Annotated in this window: 15 protein-coding genes; 6 read left to right on the forward strand and 9 right to left on the reverse strand. The window is 51.8% G+C overall.

Translation table 11 applies throughout. From position 1 onward, the window contains the following. The first annotated feature begins 37 nt into the window (after positions 1–37). The gene (locus SD10_RS24405) at positions 38–1,387 is read left to right on the forward strand and encodes an HTTM domain-containing protein (RefSeq protein WP_046577536.1); all 1,350 of its coding nucleotides are present in this window, start codon (positions 38–40) and stop codon (positions 1,385–1,387) included. Beyond that, complete coding sequence (locus SD10_RS24410) at positions 1,365–3,845, forward strand: TonB-dependent receptor domain-containing protein (protein ID WP_227699059.1); 2,481 nt, start codon at positions 1,365–1,367, stop codon at positions 3,843–3,845. Before SD10_RS24405 ends, SD10_RS24410 begins: the two co-directional genes overlap by 23 nt. Positions 3,846–3,863: 18 nt before the next feature. Here SD10_RS24410 and SD10_RS24415 read toward each other — a convergent pair whose 3' ends face one another. The 8 genes from SD10_RS24415 to SD10_RS24445 form a co-directional block, all read right to left on the reverse strand. Then, complete coding sequence (locus SD10_RS24415) at positions 3,864–5,075, reverse strand: sialidase family protein (RefSeq protein ID WP_046577537.1); 1,212 nt, start codon at positions 5,073–5,075, stop codon at positions 3,864–3,866. Positions 5,076–5,097: 22 nt separating this feature from the next. Continuing rightward, on the reverse strand, positions 5,098–7,437 hold the full coding sequence (locus SD10_RS24420; RefSeq protein WP_046577539.1) for a TonB-dependent receptor: 2,340 nt from the start codon (positions 7,435–7,437) through the stop codon (positions 5,098–5,100). Between the two features lie 58 nt (positions 7,438–7,495). Further along, positions 7,496–7,969 carry a hypothetical protein gene (locus SD10_RS24425; protein WP_316933119.1) on the reverse strand — a complete coding sequence of 158 codons (474 nt, stop codon included), beginning with the start codon at positions 7,967–7,969 and terminating at the stop codon, positions 7,496–7,498. Positions 7,970–8,122: 153 nt separating this feature from the next. Beyond that, a complete protein-coding gene (locus tag SD10_RS24430) occupies positions 8,123–8,500 on the reverse strand; it encodes a hypothetical protein (RefSeq protein WP_046577542.1) in 378 nt (125 codons plus the stop codon). 77 nt (positions 8,501–8,577) lie between these two features. Further along, positions 8,578–8,979, reverse strand: a complete 402-nt coding sequence (locus SD10_RS24435; RefSeq protein WP_046577543.1) for an acyl-CoA thioesterase — start codon at positions 8,977–8,979, stop codon at positions 8,578–8,580. After that, entirely contained in the window at positions 8,969–9,217 is a 249-nt protein-coding gene (locus SD10_RS29230; RefSeq protein WP_082111683.1) for a cysteine-rich CWC family protein, read from the reverse strand. The genes SD10_RS24435 and SD10_RS29230 overlap by 11 nt, the downstream gene beginning before the upstream one ends. Then, the gene (locus SD10_RS24440; RefSeq protein ID WP_046577544.1) at positions 9,195–9,722 is read right to left on the reverse strand and encodes a PAS domain-containing protein; all 528 of its coding nucleotides are present in this window, start codon (positions 9,720–9,722) and stop codon (positions 9,195–9,197) included. Before SD10_RS24440 ends, SD10_RS29230 begins: the two co-directional genes overlap by 23 nt. A gap of 158 nt (positions 9,723–9,880) precedes the next feature. Continuing rightward, the gene (locus tag SD10_RS24445) at positions 9,881–11,176 is read right to left on the reverse strand and encodes a hypothetical protein (RefSeq protein WP_052731284.1); all 1,296 of its coding nucleotides are present in this window, start codon (positions 11,174–11,176) and stop codon (positions 9,881–9,883) included. A 17-nt stretch (positions 11,177–11,193) separates the two neighbouring features. Here SD10_RS24445 and SD10_RS29555 point away from each other — a divergent pair, with 17 nt between their 5' ends. From SD10_RS29555 to SD10_RS24455, 3 genes are all read left to right on the forward strand, one after another. Further along, a complete protein-coding gene (locus tag SD10_RS29555; protein WP_148562503.1) occupies positions 11,194–11,658 on the forward strand; it encodes a DUF6660 family protein in 465 nt (154 codons plus the stop codon). Between the two features lie 158 nt (positions 11,659–11,816). Next, positions 11,817–14,075, forward strand: coding sequence for a TonB-dependent receptor (locus tag SD10_RS24450; protein ID WP_052731285.1), 2,259 nt, complete (start codon positions 11,817–11,819; stop codon positions 14,073–14,075). A 2-nt stretch (positions 14,076–14,077) separates the two neighbouring features. Continuing rightward, positions 14,078–15,004: a cation diffusion facilitator family transporter gene (locus SD10_RS24455; protein ID WP_046577545.1), complete on the forward strand. Its 927-nt coding sequence runs from the start codon at positions 14,078–14,080 to the stop codon at positions 15,002–15,004. Between the two features lie 240 nt (positions 15,005–15,244). On the opposite strand, the gene SD10_RS24460 is transcribed toward SD10_RS24455, so the two are convergent. Beyond that, positions 15,245–15,580, reverse strand: coding sequence for an antibiotic biosynthesis monooxygenase family protein (locus SD10_RS24460; protein ID WP_227699060.1), 336 nt, complete (start codon positions 15,578–15,580; stop codon positions 15,245–15,247). An 81-nt stretch (positions 15,581–15,661) separates the two neighbouring features. On the opposite strand from SD10_RS24460, the gene SD10_RS24465 reads away from it, so the two are divergent. Beyond that, positions 15,662–16,597 carry an NAD(P)/FAD-dependent oxidoreductase gene (locus SD10_RS24465; RefSeq protein WP_046577546.1) on the forward strand — a complete coding sequence of 312 codons (936 nt, stop codon included), beginning with the start codon at positions 15,662–15,664 and terminating at the stop codon, positions 16,595–16,597. Positions 16,598–16,629 lie beyond the last annotated feature (32 nt).

The raw sequence follows: 16,629 nt of genomic DNA on the forward strand, positions 1-16,629 counted from the left end.
GCTTTACGCTGACCGGTGAACCAGAAAGCATCTATTCATGGTAAATTATTTTCGCAACACAACCTCTTCGGCTCCGCTGGCCGTTTTCCGGCTCCTGTTTGGATTGATGCTCTTTGGGAGCATTATCCGTTTCTGGAGTAAAGGATGGATTGCCGAATTATATATTCAACCGCATTACTTTTTCCCCTTTTACGGCTTCGAATTTGTTAAACCGCTTGGCTCTCACACGTATGAGCTATTTGCTGTTTGTGGACTTTCGGCGCTACTGGTAGCCATCGGTCTGTTTTATCGCGCGGCCATTATAAGTCTTTTTCTGAGCTTCACCTACATTGAACTGATCGACAAAAGCACGTATTTAAACCATTACTATTTCACAAGTATGGTTTGTCTGCTGCTGGCTTTTCTGCCTGCCCACGCTTATTTTTCAGTAGATGCGTACCGGCGTCGGAGTTTGGCCGCCGACCAGATACCAGCCTGGTGTCTCGACTCGCTGAAACTGCTGATCACCATTCTGTATGTGTACGCGGGACTAGCCAAGCTCAATAGTGATTGGTTGCTGAATGCACTACCCCTCCGTATCTGGTTACCAGCCCACAATGATGTTCCGCTTATCGGGTTTTTATTCAACTACGCCTGGGTACCTGTCGCGTTTAGCTGGTTTGGGTGTTTATATGACCTAAGTATTCCATTCCTGCTTTGGTATCGCCCAACGCGGCCTTGGGCCTATGTGGCCGTTGTGGTGTTTCATGGTTTAACCGCGTTTCTGTTTCCCATCGGGATGTTCCCGTACATCATGATCGTGACAGCGCTGATCTTTTTCTCGCCCGGCTTCCACCTGACCATTATCCGCCAGGTAAGCCATTGGCTGACGATACCGGCCACTTTTCTCTTCACCCACCGAACGTACGTGTACCAACCTGCCGCAGCTACCGCGATCCGTCTGTTCCTGGGCCTTTTCTTTGTGGTTCAACTGCTTTTCCCATTCCGCTATCTACTCTATCCCGGCGAATTATTCTGGACCGAGCAAGGCTATCGCTTTTCGTGGCGGGTGATGCTGATGGAAAAAGCGGGTTACGCGCAGTTTACAGTAACAGACAACGCCGGGCACCGAACCATTGTGAACAACACGGAATTTCTGACGCCTTTACAGGAAAAAATGATGGCTACCCAACCGGATATGTTGCTGCAATACGCGCATATACTCCGGGATTATTACGCCCAGCATGGATTTCAGCAACCGGCCGTATACGTCGATTCCTATGTGGCGCTCAACGGCCGGTTGGGACGCCCATTGATTGACCCAAAAACGAATCTGGCTATCCAGCAGGACTCATTTACCCACAAAGAGTGGATCACCTCCTTCCATGACAACATTTACGGTTTTTAATTTTCTTAAGTCAGCGTTAGCAGTTCAATTGTCCCGCAGAGAGCGACTATTTTCGCTGATCTGTCTCATTTGCATCCTCCCAACAGCCAGCGTTCTGGCGCAATACCAGCTTTCGGGCAGGGTAACTCATCAGGATAGTGTTGCCGTAAACGGATGTACAATCTATTTGAACAATGGGAATCGTACTACCCTGACGGATAGCCTCGGCCAATTCAGCTTTTCAAACCTGCCCAATGGCACTTATGTCCTGCACACGAGTTGCCCCGATTTTAAAGCTGCCCGGCAGACGGTACGCATCGCCGGACAGGATCAGTCTGTTGTCATTCGGGTCATGAGTCGGCTGGAGACTTTGAACGAGGTAACCGTTACCGATAAGCAATCGGACTTCGGTTTCACGCGGATGCGGGGCGTTGAGAATATGGGAATTTATGAAGGCAAAAAATCAGAAGTGATCATTCCGGATCAGCTGGTGGCAAACCTGTCGACCAACAACGCCCGTCAGATTTACGCCCGTGTGGCTGGCCTGAATATCTGGGAAAACGAAGGTGCCGGACTTCAACTCAGCGTTGGCGGCCGTGGTCTCGACCCGAACCGAAGTTCGAATTTCAACGTGCGCCAGAATGGCTACGACATCAGCGCCGATGCCCTGGGCTACCCGGAGAGTTATTACACCCCACCGATAGAGGCCGTCGGGCGTATCCAGATCGTGCGGGGAGCGGCTTCCCTTCAGTACGGTACGCAATTTGGCGGACTACTCAATTTTGTCATGAAAAAACCCATTGCCAACCGAAAGCTGGAACTGACGGCCCGCCAGACCATTGGTTCATTTGGGTTTTACAATGCCTTTACCAGCGCCAGTGGCACCGTTGGCAAGCTGAGTTATTACACGTTTTTTCAGTATAAGAAAGGCGATGGCTGGCGGCCAAATTCTCACTTTACGAACTATACAGCCTTTGCTGATATTGACTACCGGCTTTCGGAAAACACGACGCTGGGGGTCGACATCACCCAAATGAGTTATCTGGCGCAGCAACCCGGTGGTCTGACAGATGCCATGTTTCTGGAAAATCCCCGGCAAAGCAACCGGGAACGCAACTGGTTTAAGGTCAACTGGACAATGCCCGCCCTGCATGTCGACCATAAAATCAACGCCAACAATGAAGTCAATTTGCGCGTCTTCGGCCTGTATGCCTATCGGTATTCGCTGGGATTTCGTCCTAACCGTGTGGCCAGTGTTGACGACAACAGTGAGCGCGACCTGATTAAAGGTGATTTTCAGAACTATGGTGCCGAAGCCCGGTACTTAAAACGGTATTATGTGGGCAAAAAACAGGCCGTTTTACTGGTCGGCACTCGGTATTACCACGGCTATAACCACAGTATACAAGGGCTGGGGAGCACGGGAAAAGATGCCAACTTCACGTTTGTCGACAATGAACAGGGCATTGCTTCCGACTACCAGTTTCCGAACCGAAACGTGTCGCTCTTTGCCGAAAACATTCTGTATATAGGCGACAAGCTATCCATTACACCAGGCGTTCGCTTCGAGTACATTCACACAACGGCCGACGGTTTCTACGGCACCGTCACACGCGATCTGGCAGGCAACATCATCGACGCCACCCGCACGAACGAAGTCCGCACCAATGGGCGGCAGTTCGTGATTGGCGGACTTGGCCTTAGTTATAAGCCAACGGCACAACTGGATATTTACGGTAATTTGTCGCAGAATTACCGCTCCATTACATTCAGCGATATGCGGATTGCCAATCCATCGTCGGTTATTGATCCCAATTTGCAGGACGAAAAAGGGTACTCACTTGATCTGGGCATTCGAAGCACCCAAACCACGCTGTACAATTTCGACGTCAGTGCCTTTTACCTCAACTATAACAACCGCATCGGCGAGGTCCAGTTCTACGACGCCAATGACCGCGTTCTCCGTCGCCGGGGCAACATCGGGCAGGCCGTCATTATGGGCCTGGAGGCCTACGCCGAAGGCGATTTCCTGCGGCTGGCCAATCCCGGCAATCCAGATTTAAGCGGGGTTCTGTTTGCTAACGTCGCGCTGATTCACTCGACCTACAAAGCCAGCGAAATTGCCGGGGTTGTCGGCAATCAGGTCGAGTTCGTCCCCAACGTGAACCTGAAAAGTGGTGTCCGGCTGGGGTATAAGAATCTGAAAGCGTCGTTTCAGTACACGTATCTTTCCGATCAATTTTCCGATGCCACCAACTCCCGCGAGGGGGGCGTGTCAGCGGTTATTGGCCTGATTCCGGCTTACTCGATTATGGATGCCAGCCTGTCGTATCAGTTCAGTCGGTTTCGGCTGGAAGGCAGCCTCAACAACCTGGCAAACCGGGCTTACTTCACCCGCCGGGCCACGGGCTATCCGGGACCCGGCATTCTTCCATCCGATGGACGTGGGTTATACGTGACCATTCAGGCGAAGTTGTAAGTGACGCAAACCGTTGTTCTACAGCCCTTCCATCGTCCGTACCACAATGGTAGAGTTTCCGTTATCCTTTTTTTGTTCATACGCCATTAGTACGCCGTGTTTCGTAGCGAGCACTGCCGGATAAGTAGCGTTAACCGTTTCAGGGGTAATGTACGTCGTAGCACTGGCCTTCCCCTGGGCGAAAGTCCGCATGCCAATTCGCTGCACGAAGGAGCCCATTTCGCCCGAGCCGTCCGTCGAGATGGCTTCATCCCAGACCCAGACAAGCTGATCGCCAACAGTAGCCACCTGCGGATGTTTTGCCCGGCTGGAGAGCACACTCGACGCCAGCTTTTTTGAGCCCAACTGCGCCAGCCGCAAACCAACGGCCTCTTCTTTTCCCGAGAACCAGGTCATCAACAGATCATTACCCAACTGCGCCACCACCGGGCCCGCATGCGGGCAGGCATTGACCTGCCAATGGTCGGCATAGACTACCTGTGGCTTGCTGAACGTTTTGCCGCCATCGGCCGACACAACCGTGCTGATGTCGCGGGAAGCTGGTTCGCCGGTTTTGGCCGCAGGCAACAGATCGCGGTAGGTCAGGTGAATGTTTTTCTTCGCGTCGACAAACACGTTTGTCCGGCAACATTGACAGGCATTGTTATCGACCAGTACCGCCGGACCAAAGCCTTTCCCTTTCGTTGTTTGCGCGAATACGACCGGGCGCCCTTCCTGACCGGCCAGTTTCTCATCGAGCCAAACCACGCCAATTTCGCCATTGGGCAGGCGGGTCAGGTCACTAAATGAATGGCTACTACCGGGCGACGTGTTTTGATGAACGGGTTTAGGCTCAGACCAGGTTTTGCCGTTATCGGCAGACATAGTATAGAGCAGATCACCCGCAAAACGTGACTCCTTCGTTGGATTCGGCACCTCAAAAACCGCCACGAACGTACCGTCGGCTTTCACCGCAATTTTGGGCATACCTTCCGCATGAGTCGACAGATTAGCGGGCGCTTTTACCTTGATTTTCTCACCAAAGGTTTGTCCATCCGCTGCGATAGCGACGTAAAAAGCGGCTTCTTTTTCGTTGATTTTCTCTACCCAGCTTAGTAACGGAGTACCCTTGGCATCGGTTGTCAGGCGGGGAACGGCACCTACAAACTGAGGGTCAGAAACCGACGTTTCCGGGACTGGCGTAAACGTTATCAACCAGCCAACAATGAAAATTAGAGATGCGTAATTCATGGTTATTTGCTTTGTGTCTGGCTTATTTTCCTGAAAAAGTATACTGCACCCCAACCACAATCGTACGCGGGGCCGCCGGGGTGTAGGTGGTTCGGTCGGTGGCGTTGTTTCCTCTTGTGGCGTTGGTGGCAAAAAGGGCGTTCGTGGCGTTCAGAACGTTGGAAAATACCTCAATTCCTCTCCACTGATAACCCATGCGGACATTGGCAAAGTCATAGCCATCGTACCGAACCGTATTGGTCTGATTCTGGTACCAGCCAGCCACATGCTGCCACTCAACCGACGTCCGGAAATTCTTAAGCCAGGCGGGATAATAGCTCAGTTCGGTATTCCAGAGCGTTCGCGGAGCCGATGGCATGTCTTTCCCATTCACATTTTGTACGGCATCTGACGACCGCTGACTCAGCGTAAACTCGACAAACTGGTGTACGGCATGCGTACCACCAAACCGAAAAAATACCTGCTTCGACGGTCGGTACGTAATCCCGACTTCAACGCCCCGGTGGAGCGTTCGACCGGCCGATTGGTAGTCGGTTGAGTTGTCGGGCTGGCGGATATTGAGGAGCTCATTTGTGCCCTTCATCTGATAGAGCGCGGCATCTACATATACTTTATTCTTCAGCAGCGAAGCCCAGCCGCCAATCTCTATATTGTCGAATTTGGCGGGCTGAAGGTTGTAGTAGAACAAATCGCCGGTAGTTGTTGGCGTTGTACGCTTGAGAAAAATTGCCGTGAGCGCGGGGGGCGAAAAGCCTTTTGCGTAGTTGGCATACAGGCCCATATTGTTGCTCAACGCAAAAGTTGCCCCGACTTTAGGCGTTAGCTGGCTGTAATCTTTCCCGCCCGAACTTTTGTCCAGCGCGTTGGTATAATCGAAAGCCATACGGTCATAACGCAGGCCAGCCGATACCCGTACTTTGGGCAACGGTTCGAAATCATACTGCACGTAGGCCGCCGTATTATGAATATCTGCCTGATAATTGGCTAACTGGATATCAGGCCGTTCAGCGATCTGCGTATACGTCTCCACTGACTTCTTGTCGGCTCGCAATTGTGCCGTCAAATTGGTCTGGTAAGCCAGGTACGTGTTGGGCGATAGATCGAGGGTAGCCCCGGCAATGAGTTTACTATTCAGAAAACTAAGCCGTTGGGTATGCTGGGCAATGAAGCCATAGCTCTTGAAATCGTTGCTGTTGATCTGCCCCGTAGCCGTCGTCGCGCCTGTTGTCCATCGGATCGAATAGGCTGGGTTTTGAGCAACCGTGTTGTTCCGAACAAAGACCGTCAGGAACGATTGCGACCCGTTTGCCCAGTCATGTTCCAGCGTTAGCCGATTACGCATAGAGACCGTTTTTCGATACGTAAAATCGGTGGTGCTGACGTATTGTCGGGCAAAAAACGCAGTACTGTCGACACTGCCGCTGGTCTGCGAATTGTAGTTATTATACGAAAGGGTGCCCGTTAACCGCGTTTTGGTTGTGAATGCGTATTCGAGCCGGGTAAAATACGAGGACTTGTCGTAGTCGGAACTGGCCAGCCAGGCGTTGCGCTGCCGCGAAACAAAGCCCCCAACGTAGATACCAAATTGACCCTGTGTGGCACCCGCCCCAACCTGCACGCGCTGGTAGCCCCACTGATCGGCCTGAACTCCAATACGCACCGTAGGTACGGCTGTTGGCCGCTGGGTGATAAAATTCACAGCGCCACCTACCGCTTCCGGCCCATAAATTGACGAGACGGGCCCCTTGACCACCTCAATGGAGCTCACCGTAAACTGATTCATTTCGAGCAGCGCGTTGTGATTGAACACGCCCATTGGCCGGATGGGAACTCCATCCTCCATGTACAGAAAATACGCGTTGGTGGTCATCGGTTGGCGAATGGCCATCATGTGCTGCTCATTATTGAGATTCACCATGAGCACGCCGGGTGTTTTGTTGATGACTTCGTAGATACTTGTCGGCTTGGTCTCGTTGATCAGCCTGGCCGATAATTTGGAAATGGCGATGGGTGTTTCGGTACGCAATGCAGCCTCGCGATTGGCCGTTACAACGACCGTTTGCAGGTCTTCTACTGCCTGTTCGAGGGCGATACGAGTAGACTGACCAGCCAGTAAGCTAACTTCCTGTTTCCGATACCCAACCGCTGATACAATCACCTTCGTAGTGTTGCTCAATGGCCAAAAGTGTCCGTTGGCATCCGTACTGGTCCCCCTACCATCGGGAAACAACACCGTTACACCCGGCAACGGCTCTTTGGTCTGGGCATCGAACACAAGGCCCTGATGCCTAGCTTGTGCCGACGCACTCAAGGTAATACCAACCCATAACCCAATGGTTATGAGGATCTTAAAAATAGTCATAATGATCGTTTAAGTCGAGAAAATGAAATGAAACACTCGACCGCGCAAGCGGCCCGACTTAACGTTTGGGGGGACGAAACAGGCTCGTTACACAAGCCACAGGAGACGCTAAATGATAGGAAAAGAAGTTGGCCAATACCAGCGAAACCCAGGTTGGGCGAAATAGAAAAGGCACATGTGGCTGGCAAAACAGGTGAAGTACGGGCGTACTCTGTACGCGCTCGGTTGTTTCTTTATCCTGTTTATCCTGACGGGCTTTTAACTGTTTGGCCAGGTAGCATTGCCCATCACAATGAAGTTGAGGCTTGTCCCGATTCTGACACAATACACGGGCGATGTACGCTTTGTTCAACTGGTAATGCGCAATGATTCCCCACTGGCTGAACGTTGGCAGCAGTGTTGTGAGCAGTAGCCAATAGATGACAATCGTCCGCACGGGCGGCCTGTTAATAAGAGCAGAACCGGTCAGCATATAGCAGACCATAAGCCGTTGGGCGTTGCTACTGTAAACACAGCCAATGATAGGCCGCATACCGTATAAATTGCAGTACGGTTCATGGATATTTAAATCAGTTGATGGATGCGACAGCACGATTGCCGCTTACGTACAGTCGTTGATTTGCGGCAAAGCAGGCAGAAGCCCCGCCATGAACAGACGGAAACTAGAGCCAATCCAGAAAGCTGATTAAACCTGAGGGGGGCGAAACAGGCCCGATCGTGGAGCCAGATAAGTCGGAAACTGATATGTCGAAAACGCGACCGGCAACAGAGCCGCCCAGTACTGGCGAAATTGGAAGGGCAGATTAGTCTGGCAAAACAGTTGTAAAACGGGTGTATTCTGCACTCGCTCGGTCGTTTCCTTATCCTGCCGGTCCTGTTGCGCTTTCAGTTTTTTGGCCAGGTAGCATTGCCCATCGCAGTGGAGTTGTGGCTTGTCCCGATTTTCGCAAAGGACACGGGCAATGTACGCTTTGTTGACCTGATAATACGCAAGGGTTCCCCACGGGCTAACGGTCGGCAGCAGCGTCGCGATAAGGAGAATATAAACCAGTGCGTTCTTCATTCGGGCGTAAAGGTAGGCCAGGATTCCGGTTAGTTCAACAGTCAGCCAGGAAAGCTGTCGTCGTTAGAACGTCCGTTTTAGACAATACGAACCGGCTTTTTATCCTCATCAAGCGCAACAAACGTGAACGTGCCGTGAATGGCCTGGTGGCGCTCCATTGAATACATTTCTTCAACGAAAATCTCGACAGCGATCCGAATACTGGTATTTCCGACGTGCTCGACACGGCCAACCAATTCAATGATCGTACCGGCCGGAATCGATTTAGTAAAATTAATTTTGTCGGAAGAGACGGTCACCATCCGCTTACGGGAAAATCGGGTGGCGGCAATGAAGGCAACTTCGTCCATCAATTGCAGGGCCGTACCGCCGAATAAAGTATCGTAGTGGTTGGTTGTATTCGGAAAAACTGCTTTGAAGATTCGTGTTTCAGCGGCTGCAATCCGGTCGTCTATTGATTGGGGCTCATCAATGGCCATTTATTAATTGGGTTAATTTTTCCCGGTGGGAATTTTGGTTGTATTCGGTTCGTAACGCCAGCAGACAGTCAGCGCACAAACAACCCTCATACAGAGAACGTATGTAGCGATGCTGATCGTCGGTCAGGGTAAGCGTCTGGCACTGGCACAGGTTAATGCTGCCTACGCGGCACTCGAAGTGGCCCTGGCAACGCGGACAGCTAATATGTTCGTGCTTAGTGGTCGATGTAAGACTCATCAAAGGGAACCTCCTTTTCGAAGGCAATAAAGTTGACGACCTCTTTCTGCCGGTTCATAATTGGCCGGATAATGAGCTGGCACCAGTACGGTGACTCATCTTTTCGATGGTTAAGGACCACCTCACTAATTGATTTCCGCTGCTTAATGGCTTCCCGAATGCGTTGACGGACCTTTGGGGAAGTGGATTCGCCCTGCAAAAAATTGGGTTTGCGGCCAATAGCTTCGTAAGTTGCGTAACCCGTCATTTTTTCAAATCCCGAGTTTACGTATTGTATCACCTGATCGGTATCCGTGATCACAAGCGTCCATGTATCGCTTAACAAATCATGCCGAATGGGAGCCGTTAAGGCCCAGTCATGCGCTTTCGCCAGGGCCCGCCATCCGGCATCCCCAACAAATGCAACTGGCCGTTGCCTGAACTCCCAACCGGCCATCAGGGGCGTGCACAGGGATGGCCGGTACTGGGCAGCAATCTGTTTGTCGTATGGTCCACTGAAGTTCATAGTGGCGAAAATAATGTCTTCTACCGACTAATGACAGAAGACCATTGTTTATTGTACAGATTCCATAACTAATTCGCGAAGGTTTCGGATAGCCTGTCGCCTATTTTTTATTGTTTTCTGGGAGAAGAGCAACGCCCGTCGGCCAAAAAATCCCGCTCCTACGCATCCTGTCTGGTCAACTGGCTTAGCCGCGTATACTCGGCTGGACGGTTCATGAGAGATGATTGCCAGCGAGCATCGAATGCCCGCTTATTGGCCAGTAGAGCCGCCATGGCCCCACAGTCGTCTGGCTCCAGAAAAAGCGTTGTTAGGTTAGCGACTTCATCCAGTTTTTGCCGGGCAAACGCCAGCCACTGGTTAATATCCGGACTCAATGCCGGCTCATTAGCTTCGGATTGTAAATCAGAAGGGACGTGCACCAATGAGCAGGAAGGCGCAATCAGAATGCGGTCCATACCTAACGCCAGTACGGCATGCTCAATCGTTGCCAGTGACCGCCCCATATCATTAATCCAGATGTTGCGGCCATCCACTACGCCCAGCGAGAGCTGGGTTTTTTGGTATACAAAATCCGTTTGCAGAAGATCATCGAGTTGATTTGGGCAGTGTACCAGATCGAGGTGAAGCGCATCGACAGGCAATTTTATAGCCAGGTCCAGGTTGCTTCCATAACCTTCGAAATAGGAGGCCAGCAGGAATTTAAGCAATGGAAACTGCTCGCTAAGGCGATTATAGGCTGTTATAAATGCCTTTTGTTGCTTAGGCGTCAGATCATTTGCCAGGCAGGGCTCATCGAACTGAACCCATTTGGCACCCTGTCCCTGCAAACGGGTCAGTATCTGTTCATAAACCGGCAATAACCGGTGGAGCAAATCCAGCCGGTCGAAGCCCGCTTCATTTTCTTTCCCTAACAAGAGGTAAGATACCGGGCCCAGCAAAACGGGTTTCGGCGTTTCAGTCAGCGTTCGTTGGGCTTCGTCGAATTCAGCAAAAATCGTTTCTGAAAGCAGCGAAAACGATTGGTTGGCCGAAAACTCCGGAACGACGTACCGATAGTTTGTATCGAACCATTTAGCTACCGGCATTGCGTCCAGAACGAGCCCGTCCTGCTGATAACCCCGTGCCATCGCAAAGTACAGGTCTAACTGGCTGGCCTCGGTCTGGGCCAAATCGGCCTGGAGTGACCCAGGCCGGTGGAGCAGCGGGTGAAACCGTTCAGGAATGGCCCCAACGGTTAGAGACATATCCAGTACCTGATCGTAGAACGAAAAATCATTGCACGGAATCAGGGCAATACCCGCCTGCTGCTGGGTCAGCCAGTTGGCCTGCCGGATTTGCTGCCCGGTTTCCTGAAGCTGTTGCGCTGTAATTTTTTGGGCCCAGAATTGCTCACAGGCCTTTATCAGTTCGCGGTGACTACCGGTTCTTGGATAGCCGAGATTGTGTGCGATCATGTTGTTGATTTAGTAAAATGGTCGATCTCGTTCGCGGCCGAACTCCATACGCCTACTACTCTCCGCATAATTTCCCAATACGCCCCCATCTGGCCCCGCCAAGAAAGGGCTCTTTCCCATTTTTGACTACCGGTTGCATTCATCCACGTTTTACCTTTGCCAGCATGAACGGGGTGCTTTATCTTTTTTCGATATGGCTATTGCTTCTGACGGGCCTCCCCTGTCCAGATGCCGAATGCCATGCCCACACGGATAAACTAGCCCAATCGTCGGACGCTCATTCCGACGACGATCATAAACACAAAGCTCCTTGTAGTCCCTTTTGCCATTGTGCTACCTGCCCTGGCTTTTCCATACCCCGGCCATTCAGCTATGCCTGTCCGTCCCAGCTAAGCGCGCCCATTTCATCGCAGCGGGTATTTTCGTACGACGCTTCTAGCCAGACTATGGTTGTTCTGGCCGTCTGGCAACCGCCCCAATAAGAAGCTTTTCTTGTGGATTTCTTTACCGCCGGCCATCCATCGGCTGGCTTATTCCTTTGTTTTCCTTTCTGGATTTTTTCACTCCCGCTGCGTCATGGCTCCTGGTTGCTGCATGCCAGGAATCCTAACAGCGTCAGTGTGAAAGACCTACTTCATACATGATGAAAACCGTTTTTTTACTCTTATTCCTACTTATAACCCGTGTTAGCGGGCTAGCTTATTCACAGGATACACTCCGTATTTCCGTTCGCCATGCGACTACACAACAGCCTATTGCCGGGGCTACCGTCGTTCTGATCGGTACAGCAATGGGTACGGTTACCAATGGGGTTGGTTATGCCCAATTACACACGCCATCAGTTGCTCCGTACCAGATTCGGGTTTCGGCAGTCAGCTTTCACTCTGTTACACAGACAATATCTGTGCCAGTTCGTGATACGATCCAGATAGCGCTCGAAACAGCCGAAGAAGCGCTGGAAGAAGTCACGGTGTCATCAACGCGCGGTGGCCGGAGCGTTGCGGATGAACCCACCCGCGTCGAAGTGATTGACGGTGAGGAACTGGACGAGAAAGCTAACATGCAACCCGCTAATATTGCGGTGATTCTGCGCGAAAGTCCGGGTATTCAGGTACAGCAGACCTCGGTTATGTCGGCCAACGCTACCTTCCGGATTCAGGGCTTGGATGGCCGCTACACCCAGCTTTTGCAGGATGGGCTTCCTCTTTACAGCGGTTTTTCGAGCGGCCTGAGCCTGATGCAGGTGCCACCCCTGAACCTGAAACAGGTGGAGGTCGTAAAAGGATGCCAGTCGACGTTGTATGGCAGCGGGGCCATTGCGGGGCTGGTCAATCTGGTTACCAAGGAGCCTACCCGCGAGCGGGACCTTTCTTTTTTGATCAATGGCACGTCGGCACTTGGGCTTGACCTGAACGGCTATTATGCCCAGCGAAATGAGAAAGTTGGCCTGACGTTCTATGCAACCCGCAATCTGCAACGCGCCTACGACGCCAACTCGGATCAGTTTTCGGATTTGCCCCAAACGGCCCGAACCACGCTGCAACCGAAGCTATTCTGGTATCCAAGTCCAACGACGACCGTATCGGCAGGATTGATCTGGTCTGACGAACAACGAACGGGCGGCTATCTGCCAACCATCAAAAATGAATCGACGTTGGGGTATACAGAAGCCAACAATTCACAACGACTAGCCACTCAGTTCAGGCTGGAGAAACGATTTACCAACGGCCTTCTGACGATAAAAAATAGCATCAGTCGCTTTAAACGAGCTATTGTTCTACCCAACTATCGGTTCGACGGATTGCAGCAGTCGTCGTTCTCGGAAATCAGCTACTTCACGCATCAGTCAAAAGCAGACTGGATTGTCGGGCTGAACCTCTGGACAGATGCGTTTCGTGATTCGAACCCAATCCATGTACCTGCGCTAGCCGATGTTTATCACCAGACCATTGCGGGGCTTTTCGTGCAGAATACGCTGACCTTGTCGGAACAGCTAAGTCTGGAAACGGGTCTACGCGCCGATGTTGTCAATACAAGCACCAGCAACCCGTCTGACCCAGCAAAGCCAACACTATTTCTGTTACCACGCTTTTCGCTTCTGTATCGGGCATCCGATCACTGGACGAGTCGGCTGGGGGGCGGACTGGGCTATAAAGCGCCGACTATTTTTACCGAGGACGCCGAACGATTATCGTTTCAGGGAGTCGATTTAAGGTCCATTCGCAGCGATCAAACGGAGTCGTCGATAGGAGTAAACTGGGACATTAATTACCGAACTCAACTAGGCAACGAAACCACACTGTCCATCAATCAGTTATTCTTTTATACAACATTGAACCGACTGACCGTATTGAGCGCACAACCAAATGGCTACGGGTTTCGGACGGCCAATGGCAATCTATCGACGCGCGGATTTGAAACGAATATCCGTCTGGTGTACCACGATTTTCATACGTTCCTGGGCTACTCGTTTATTGATACGCAGCGCCGATACGATGACCTAACCGGTATAACGCCACTAACCGCCAAACACCGACTGTACTTTACAACACTCTACGAAACGGATCGAATCAAGACCGGTTTTGAAGCGTTTTATACTGGGCAGCAGCAACGTACCAATGGAACAACCACGCGGGATTACTGGACCATTGGCTACATGATTGAACGTAAATGGAGTTTTGGTGGCGCTTCACAAGGCCGGGCCACGTTAGGCCGAGCCAATGCAGGCGGGGCCATCAGAGGAAGTGTTTTTATTAATTTCGAAAACATCCTGGATGTGCGCCAGTCCCGGTTCGAATCATTGGTGAGTGGCGCTGTTACCCAGCCGACTTTTGTTACAGATATTTATGCCCCCACCGACGGGCGAATCATCAATGGCGGTATTAAACTGAATTTATAAACATGGCTCACGATCATAACCACGACCACGCCGGTCACCACCACGGTCCCACCGTATTGACGTCCATCAACCGGGCGTTGATTATCGGGGCCATTCTGAACGCGGGCTATGTCGTTGTGGAATTCGTCCTCGGATTCTATTATAATTCACTCGCCCTCGTTGCCGATGCGGGCCATAACCTGAGCGATGTGGCCAGCCTGTTGCTGTCACTGCTCGCCTTTCGGTTGGCGCGGGTTCGGCAAACGCCGAGTTTTACGTATGGCTTCCGAAAAAGCACAGTACTGGCGTCGCTCACCAATGCCGTTATTCTTTTGATCACCATTGGCGCTATTTTGTGGGAAAGTATCAGCCGGTTCCGGCACCCCGAACCAGTAGCGGGTGGGGCTGTAGCCTGGGTTGCGGGCCTGGGAATGCTAGTCAATGCGGCCTCCGCCATGCTGTTTTTTCGGGATAAAGAGCATGATTTGAATGTAAAAGGGGCTTATCTGCACCTGGCAACCGATGCGCTGGTATCACTGGGTGTGGTCGTGTCGGGCATTGTTATCAGTTATACCAACTGGACCTGGCTCGATCCGGTTATCGGCATTCTGGTTGCCGTTGTGATTATGGGATCGACCTGGCGTTTGCTGACGGATAGTCTGCGGCTTTCAATGGATGGCGTCCCGGCGGACATCGACCTGCCAACCGTACTGGCTGACCTGCGGGCGGTGTCGGGTGTGCAGGACGTACACCATGTGCATGTGTGGGCGATGAGCACCACCGAAAATGCCCTGACGGCTCACCTCGTGCTGCAACCGGGCCTCTCCGATTCGCAGATTGCCACCCTTAAGCACGAGGCCCGCCACAGGCTTGAACATCAGAAGATCAGTCATGCTACGCTCGAAACCGAAACCACGACTAAAGATGAATGTGAAGCAGAAGTGTGCTAATTATTAAACGAGATATAGTCCGGGCCAAGCCATCTACGATCCATTTTGGCCATGCAGCCATGCACTCCGTCCGTGGTTCGTGTCCTCACAAACCACCTTTCCGGTAAGCAAACTTGGCTGACGCACGAGTGGTTCGTGAGGACACGAACCACGGACATAAACTTTGAAGTATAATCAAATTACTCAATCATCTATTCCGTGGTTCGTGTCCTCACAAACCACGGATCCAGGAAAGATAAGTTATAGCTCGAAGCTATAATCCCGCTCCACTTTGCACACGCGGACTTTGTAGCGCTCATACCAGCGTTCGCGGCCTATTTGCTGGGCAATCCGATGATCGAGGACGTGTTTCCACCCCCGAATTGACTCCAGACTTTCCCAGTAGGATACCGTAATACCGATTTCCGTTCGGGCTGATTCGACACCAAGAAAACCTGGTTGCGCATGAGCCATCTCGACCATTCGGGTAGCCATATCCGCATAACCATCTTCGAATTCCGTGCGGATGGAGGTGAAAATAACGGCATAATAAGGTGTATCGGGTGTCGTAGCAATCATCCAACGAAGATAAATCATTGCAGGCGCCATTTCACAAATGCAACATAGTTGCATTTGTGAAATGGCGCCTTATCTTTGCCTAAAAATTAATAAGCAGCTATGGAACAGAATCTTCTTTTTGATGTAATTATTGTAGGTGGCAGCTATTCTGGCCTGAGTGCTGCCATGACCCTAGGGCGCTCGTTGCGCAAAGTACTCGTGATTGACAGTGGCAAACCTTGCAATCGGCAAACACCCCACTCGCATAATTTTTTGACACGGGACGGGGAGACACCAGCCAACATCGGCACCATCGCCCGCGAGCAGGTTCTCCGCTATCCTTCCGTATCGTTTCTTTCCGATTTAGCCACCAAAGCGTATTCCAATCTGGATGGCTTCGTGATTGAAACCGATGGTGGCCAACGGGTCAGGTCAAGAAAGCTAATTTTGGCAACTGGCGTCGAGGATCTGATGCCGCCCATCAGTGGCTTTGCCGAATGCTGGGGCCGGTCCGTTCTACACTGCCCCTATTGCCACGGCTATGAGGTAGCTGGTCAGCGGTTAGGCGTTCTGGCCAACGGGGATACGGCTTATGAACTGGTTTATCTTATTCAACATTGGAGTGCCAACCTAACCTTGTTTACCAACGGACCCGCAACGCTCTCGCCGGACCAGCGCCAGCGCATCGATCAACTCAACGTGCCCATTATTGAGACGACCCTTACTGCCATAGCACACGACCAGGGCCAGCTTACAGAACTTCAATTTGCCGATGGGTCCACCTACGCCGTAGATGCATTGTATAGCCGGGTGCCGTTCCGGCAACATTCTGATCTGGCCAAACAGTTGGGCTGCGCTATGACCGAGTCAGGCTTAGTCGATACATCCGGGTTTGGCAAAACCAACGTGCCGGGTGTGTTCACGGCGGGGGACAATAGTTCGCCCATGCGCCAGGTAAGCATGGCCGTAACCAACGGTAGCCTGGCTGGCGTCTGGGTAAACCGGGAACTGATTGAGGAGGGTTTATCCGCTCGCCCTGTACAGGCAATTGGTTGAGCATCCGAAATCAGACCATCAACCAACCCAGT

The sequence above is a fragment of the Spirosoma radiotolerans genome (assembly GCF_000974425.1).
Taxonomy (GTDB): domain Bacteria; phylum Bacteroidota; class Bacteroidia; order Cytophagales; family Spirosomataceae; genus Spirosoma; species Spirosoma radiotolerans.

What these genes read in the sequence shown, in the direction of transcription:
- SD10_RS24455 (WP_046577545.1), top strand. Translation starts at nt 14,078, where the DNA reads ATGGCTCACGATCATAACCACGACCACGCCGGTCACCACCACGGTCCC.
- SD10_RS24410 (WP_227699059.1), top strand. Translation starts at nt 1,365, where the DNA reads ATGACAACATTTACGGTTTTTAATTTTCTTAAGTCAGCGTTAGCAGTT.
- SD10_RS24430 (WP_046577542.1), bottom strand. Translation starts at nt 8,500, where the DNA reads ATGAAGAACGCACTGGTTTATATTCTCCTTATCGCGACGCTGCTGCCG.
- SD10_RS24415 (WP_046577537.1), bottom strand. Translation starts at nt 5,075, where the DNA reads ATGAATTACGCATCTCTAATTTTCATTGTTGGCTGGTTGATAACGTTT.
- SD10_RS24450 (WP_052731285.1), top strand. Translation starts at nt 11,817, where the DNA reads ATGATGAAAACCGTTTTTTTACTCTTATTCCTACTTATAACCCGTGTT.
- SD10_RS24465 (WP_046577546.1), top strand. Translation starts at nt 15,662, where the DNA reads ATGGAACAGAATCTTCTTTTTGATGTAATTATTGTAGGTGGCAGCTAT.
- SD10_RS24460 (WP_227699060.1), bottom strand. Translation starts at nt 15,580, where the DNA reads ATGATTTATCTTCGTTGGATGATTGCTACGACACCCGATACACCTTAT.
- SD10_RS24420 (WP_046577539.1), bottom strand. Translation starts at nt 7,437, where the DNA reads ATGACTATTTTTAAGATCCTCATAACCATTGGGTTATGGGTTGGTATT.
- SD10_RS24440 (WP_046577544.1), bottom strand. Translation starts at nt 9,722, where the DNA reads ATGAACTTCAGTGGACCATACGACAAACAGATTGCTGCCCAGTACCGG.
- SD10_RS24435 (WP_046577543.1), bottom strand. Translation starts at nt 8,979, where the DNA reads ATGGCCATTGATGAGCCCCAATCAATAGACGACCGGATTGCAGCCGCT.
- SD10_RS24425 (WP_316933119.1), bottom strand. Translation starts at nt 7,969, where the DNA reads ATGCGGCCTATCATTGGCTGTGTTTACAGTAGCAACGCCCAACGGCTT.
- SD10_RS24445 (WP_052731284.1), bottom strand. Translation starts at nt 11,176, where the DNA reads ATGATCGCACACAATCTCGGCTATCCAAGAACCGGTAGTCACCGCGAA.
- SD10_RS29230 (WP_082111683.1), bottom strand. Translation starts at nt 9,217, where the DNA reads ATGAGTCTTACATCGACCACTAAGCACGAACATATTAGCTGTCCGCGT.
- SD10_RS24405 (WP_046577536.1), top strand. Translation starts at nt 38, where the DNA reads ATGGTAAATTATTTTCGCAACACAACCTCTTCGGCTCCGCTGGCCGTT.
- SD10_RS29555 (WP_148562503.1), top strand. Translation starts at nt 11,194, where the DNA reads ATGGTCGATCTCGTTCGCGGCCGAACTCCATACGCCTACTACTCTCCG.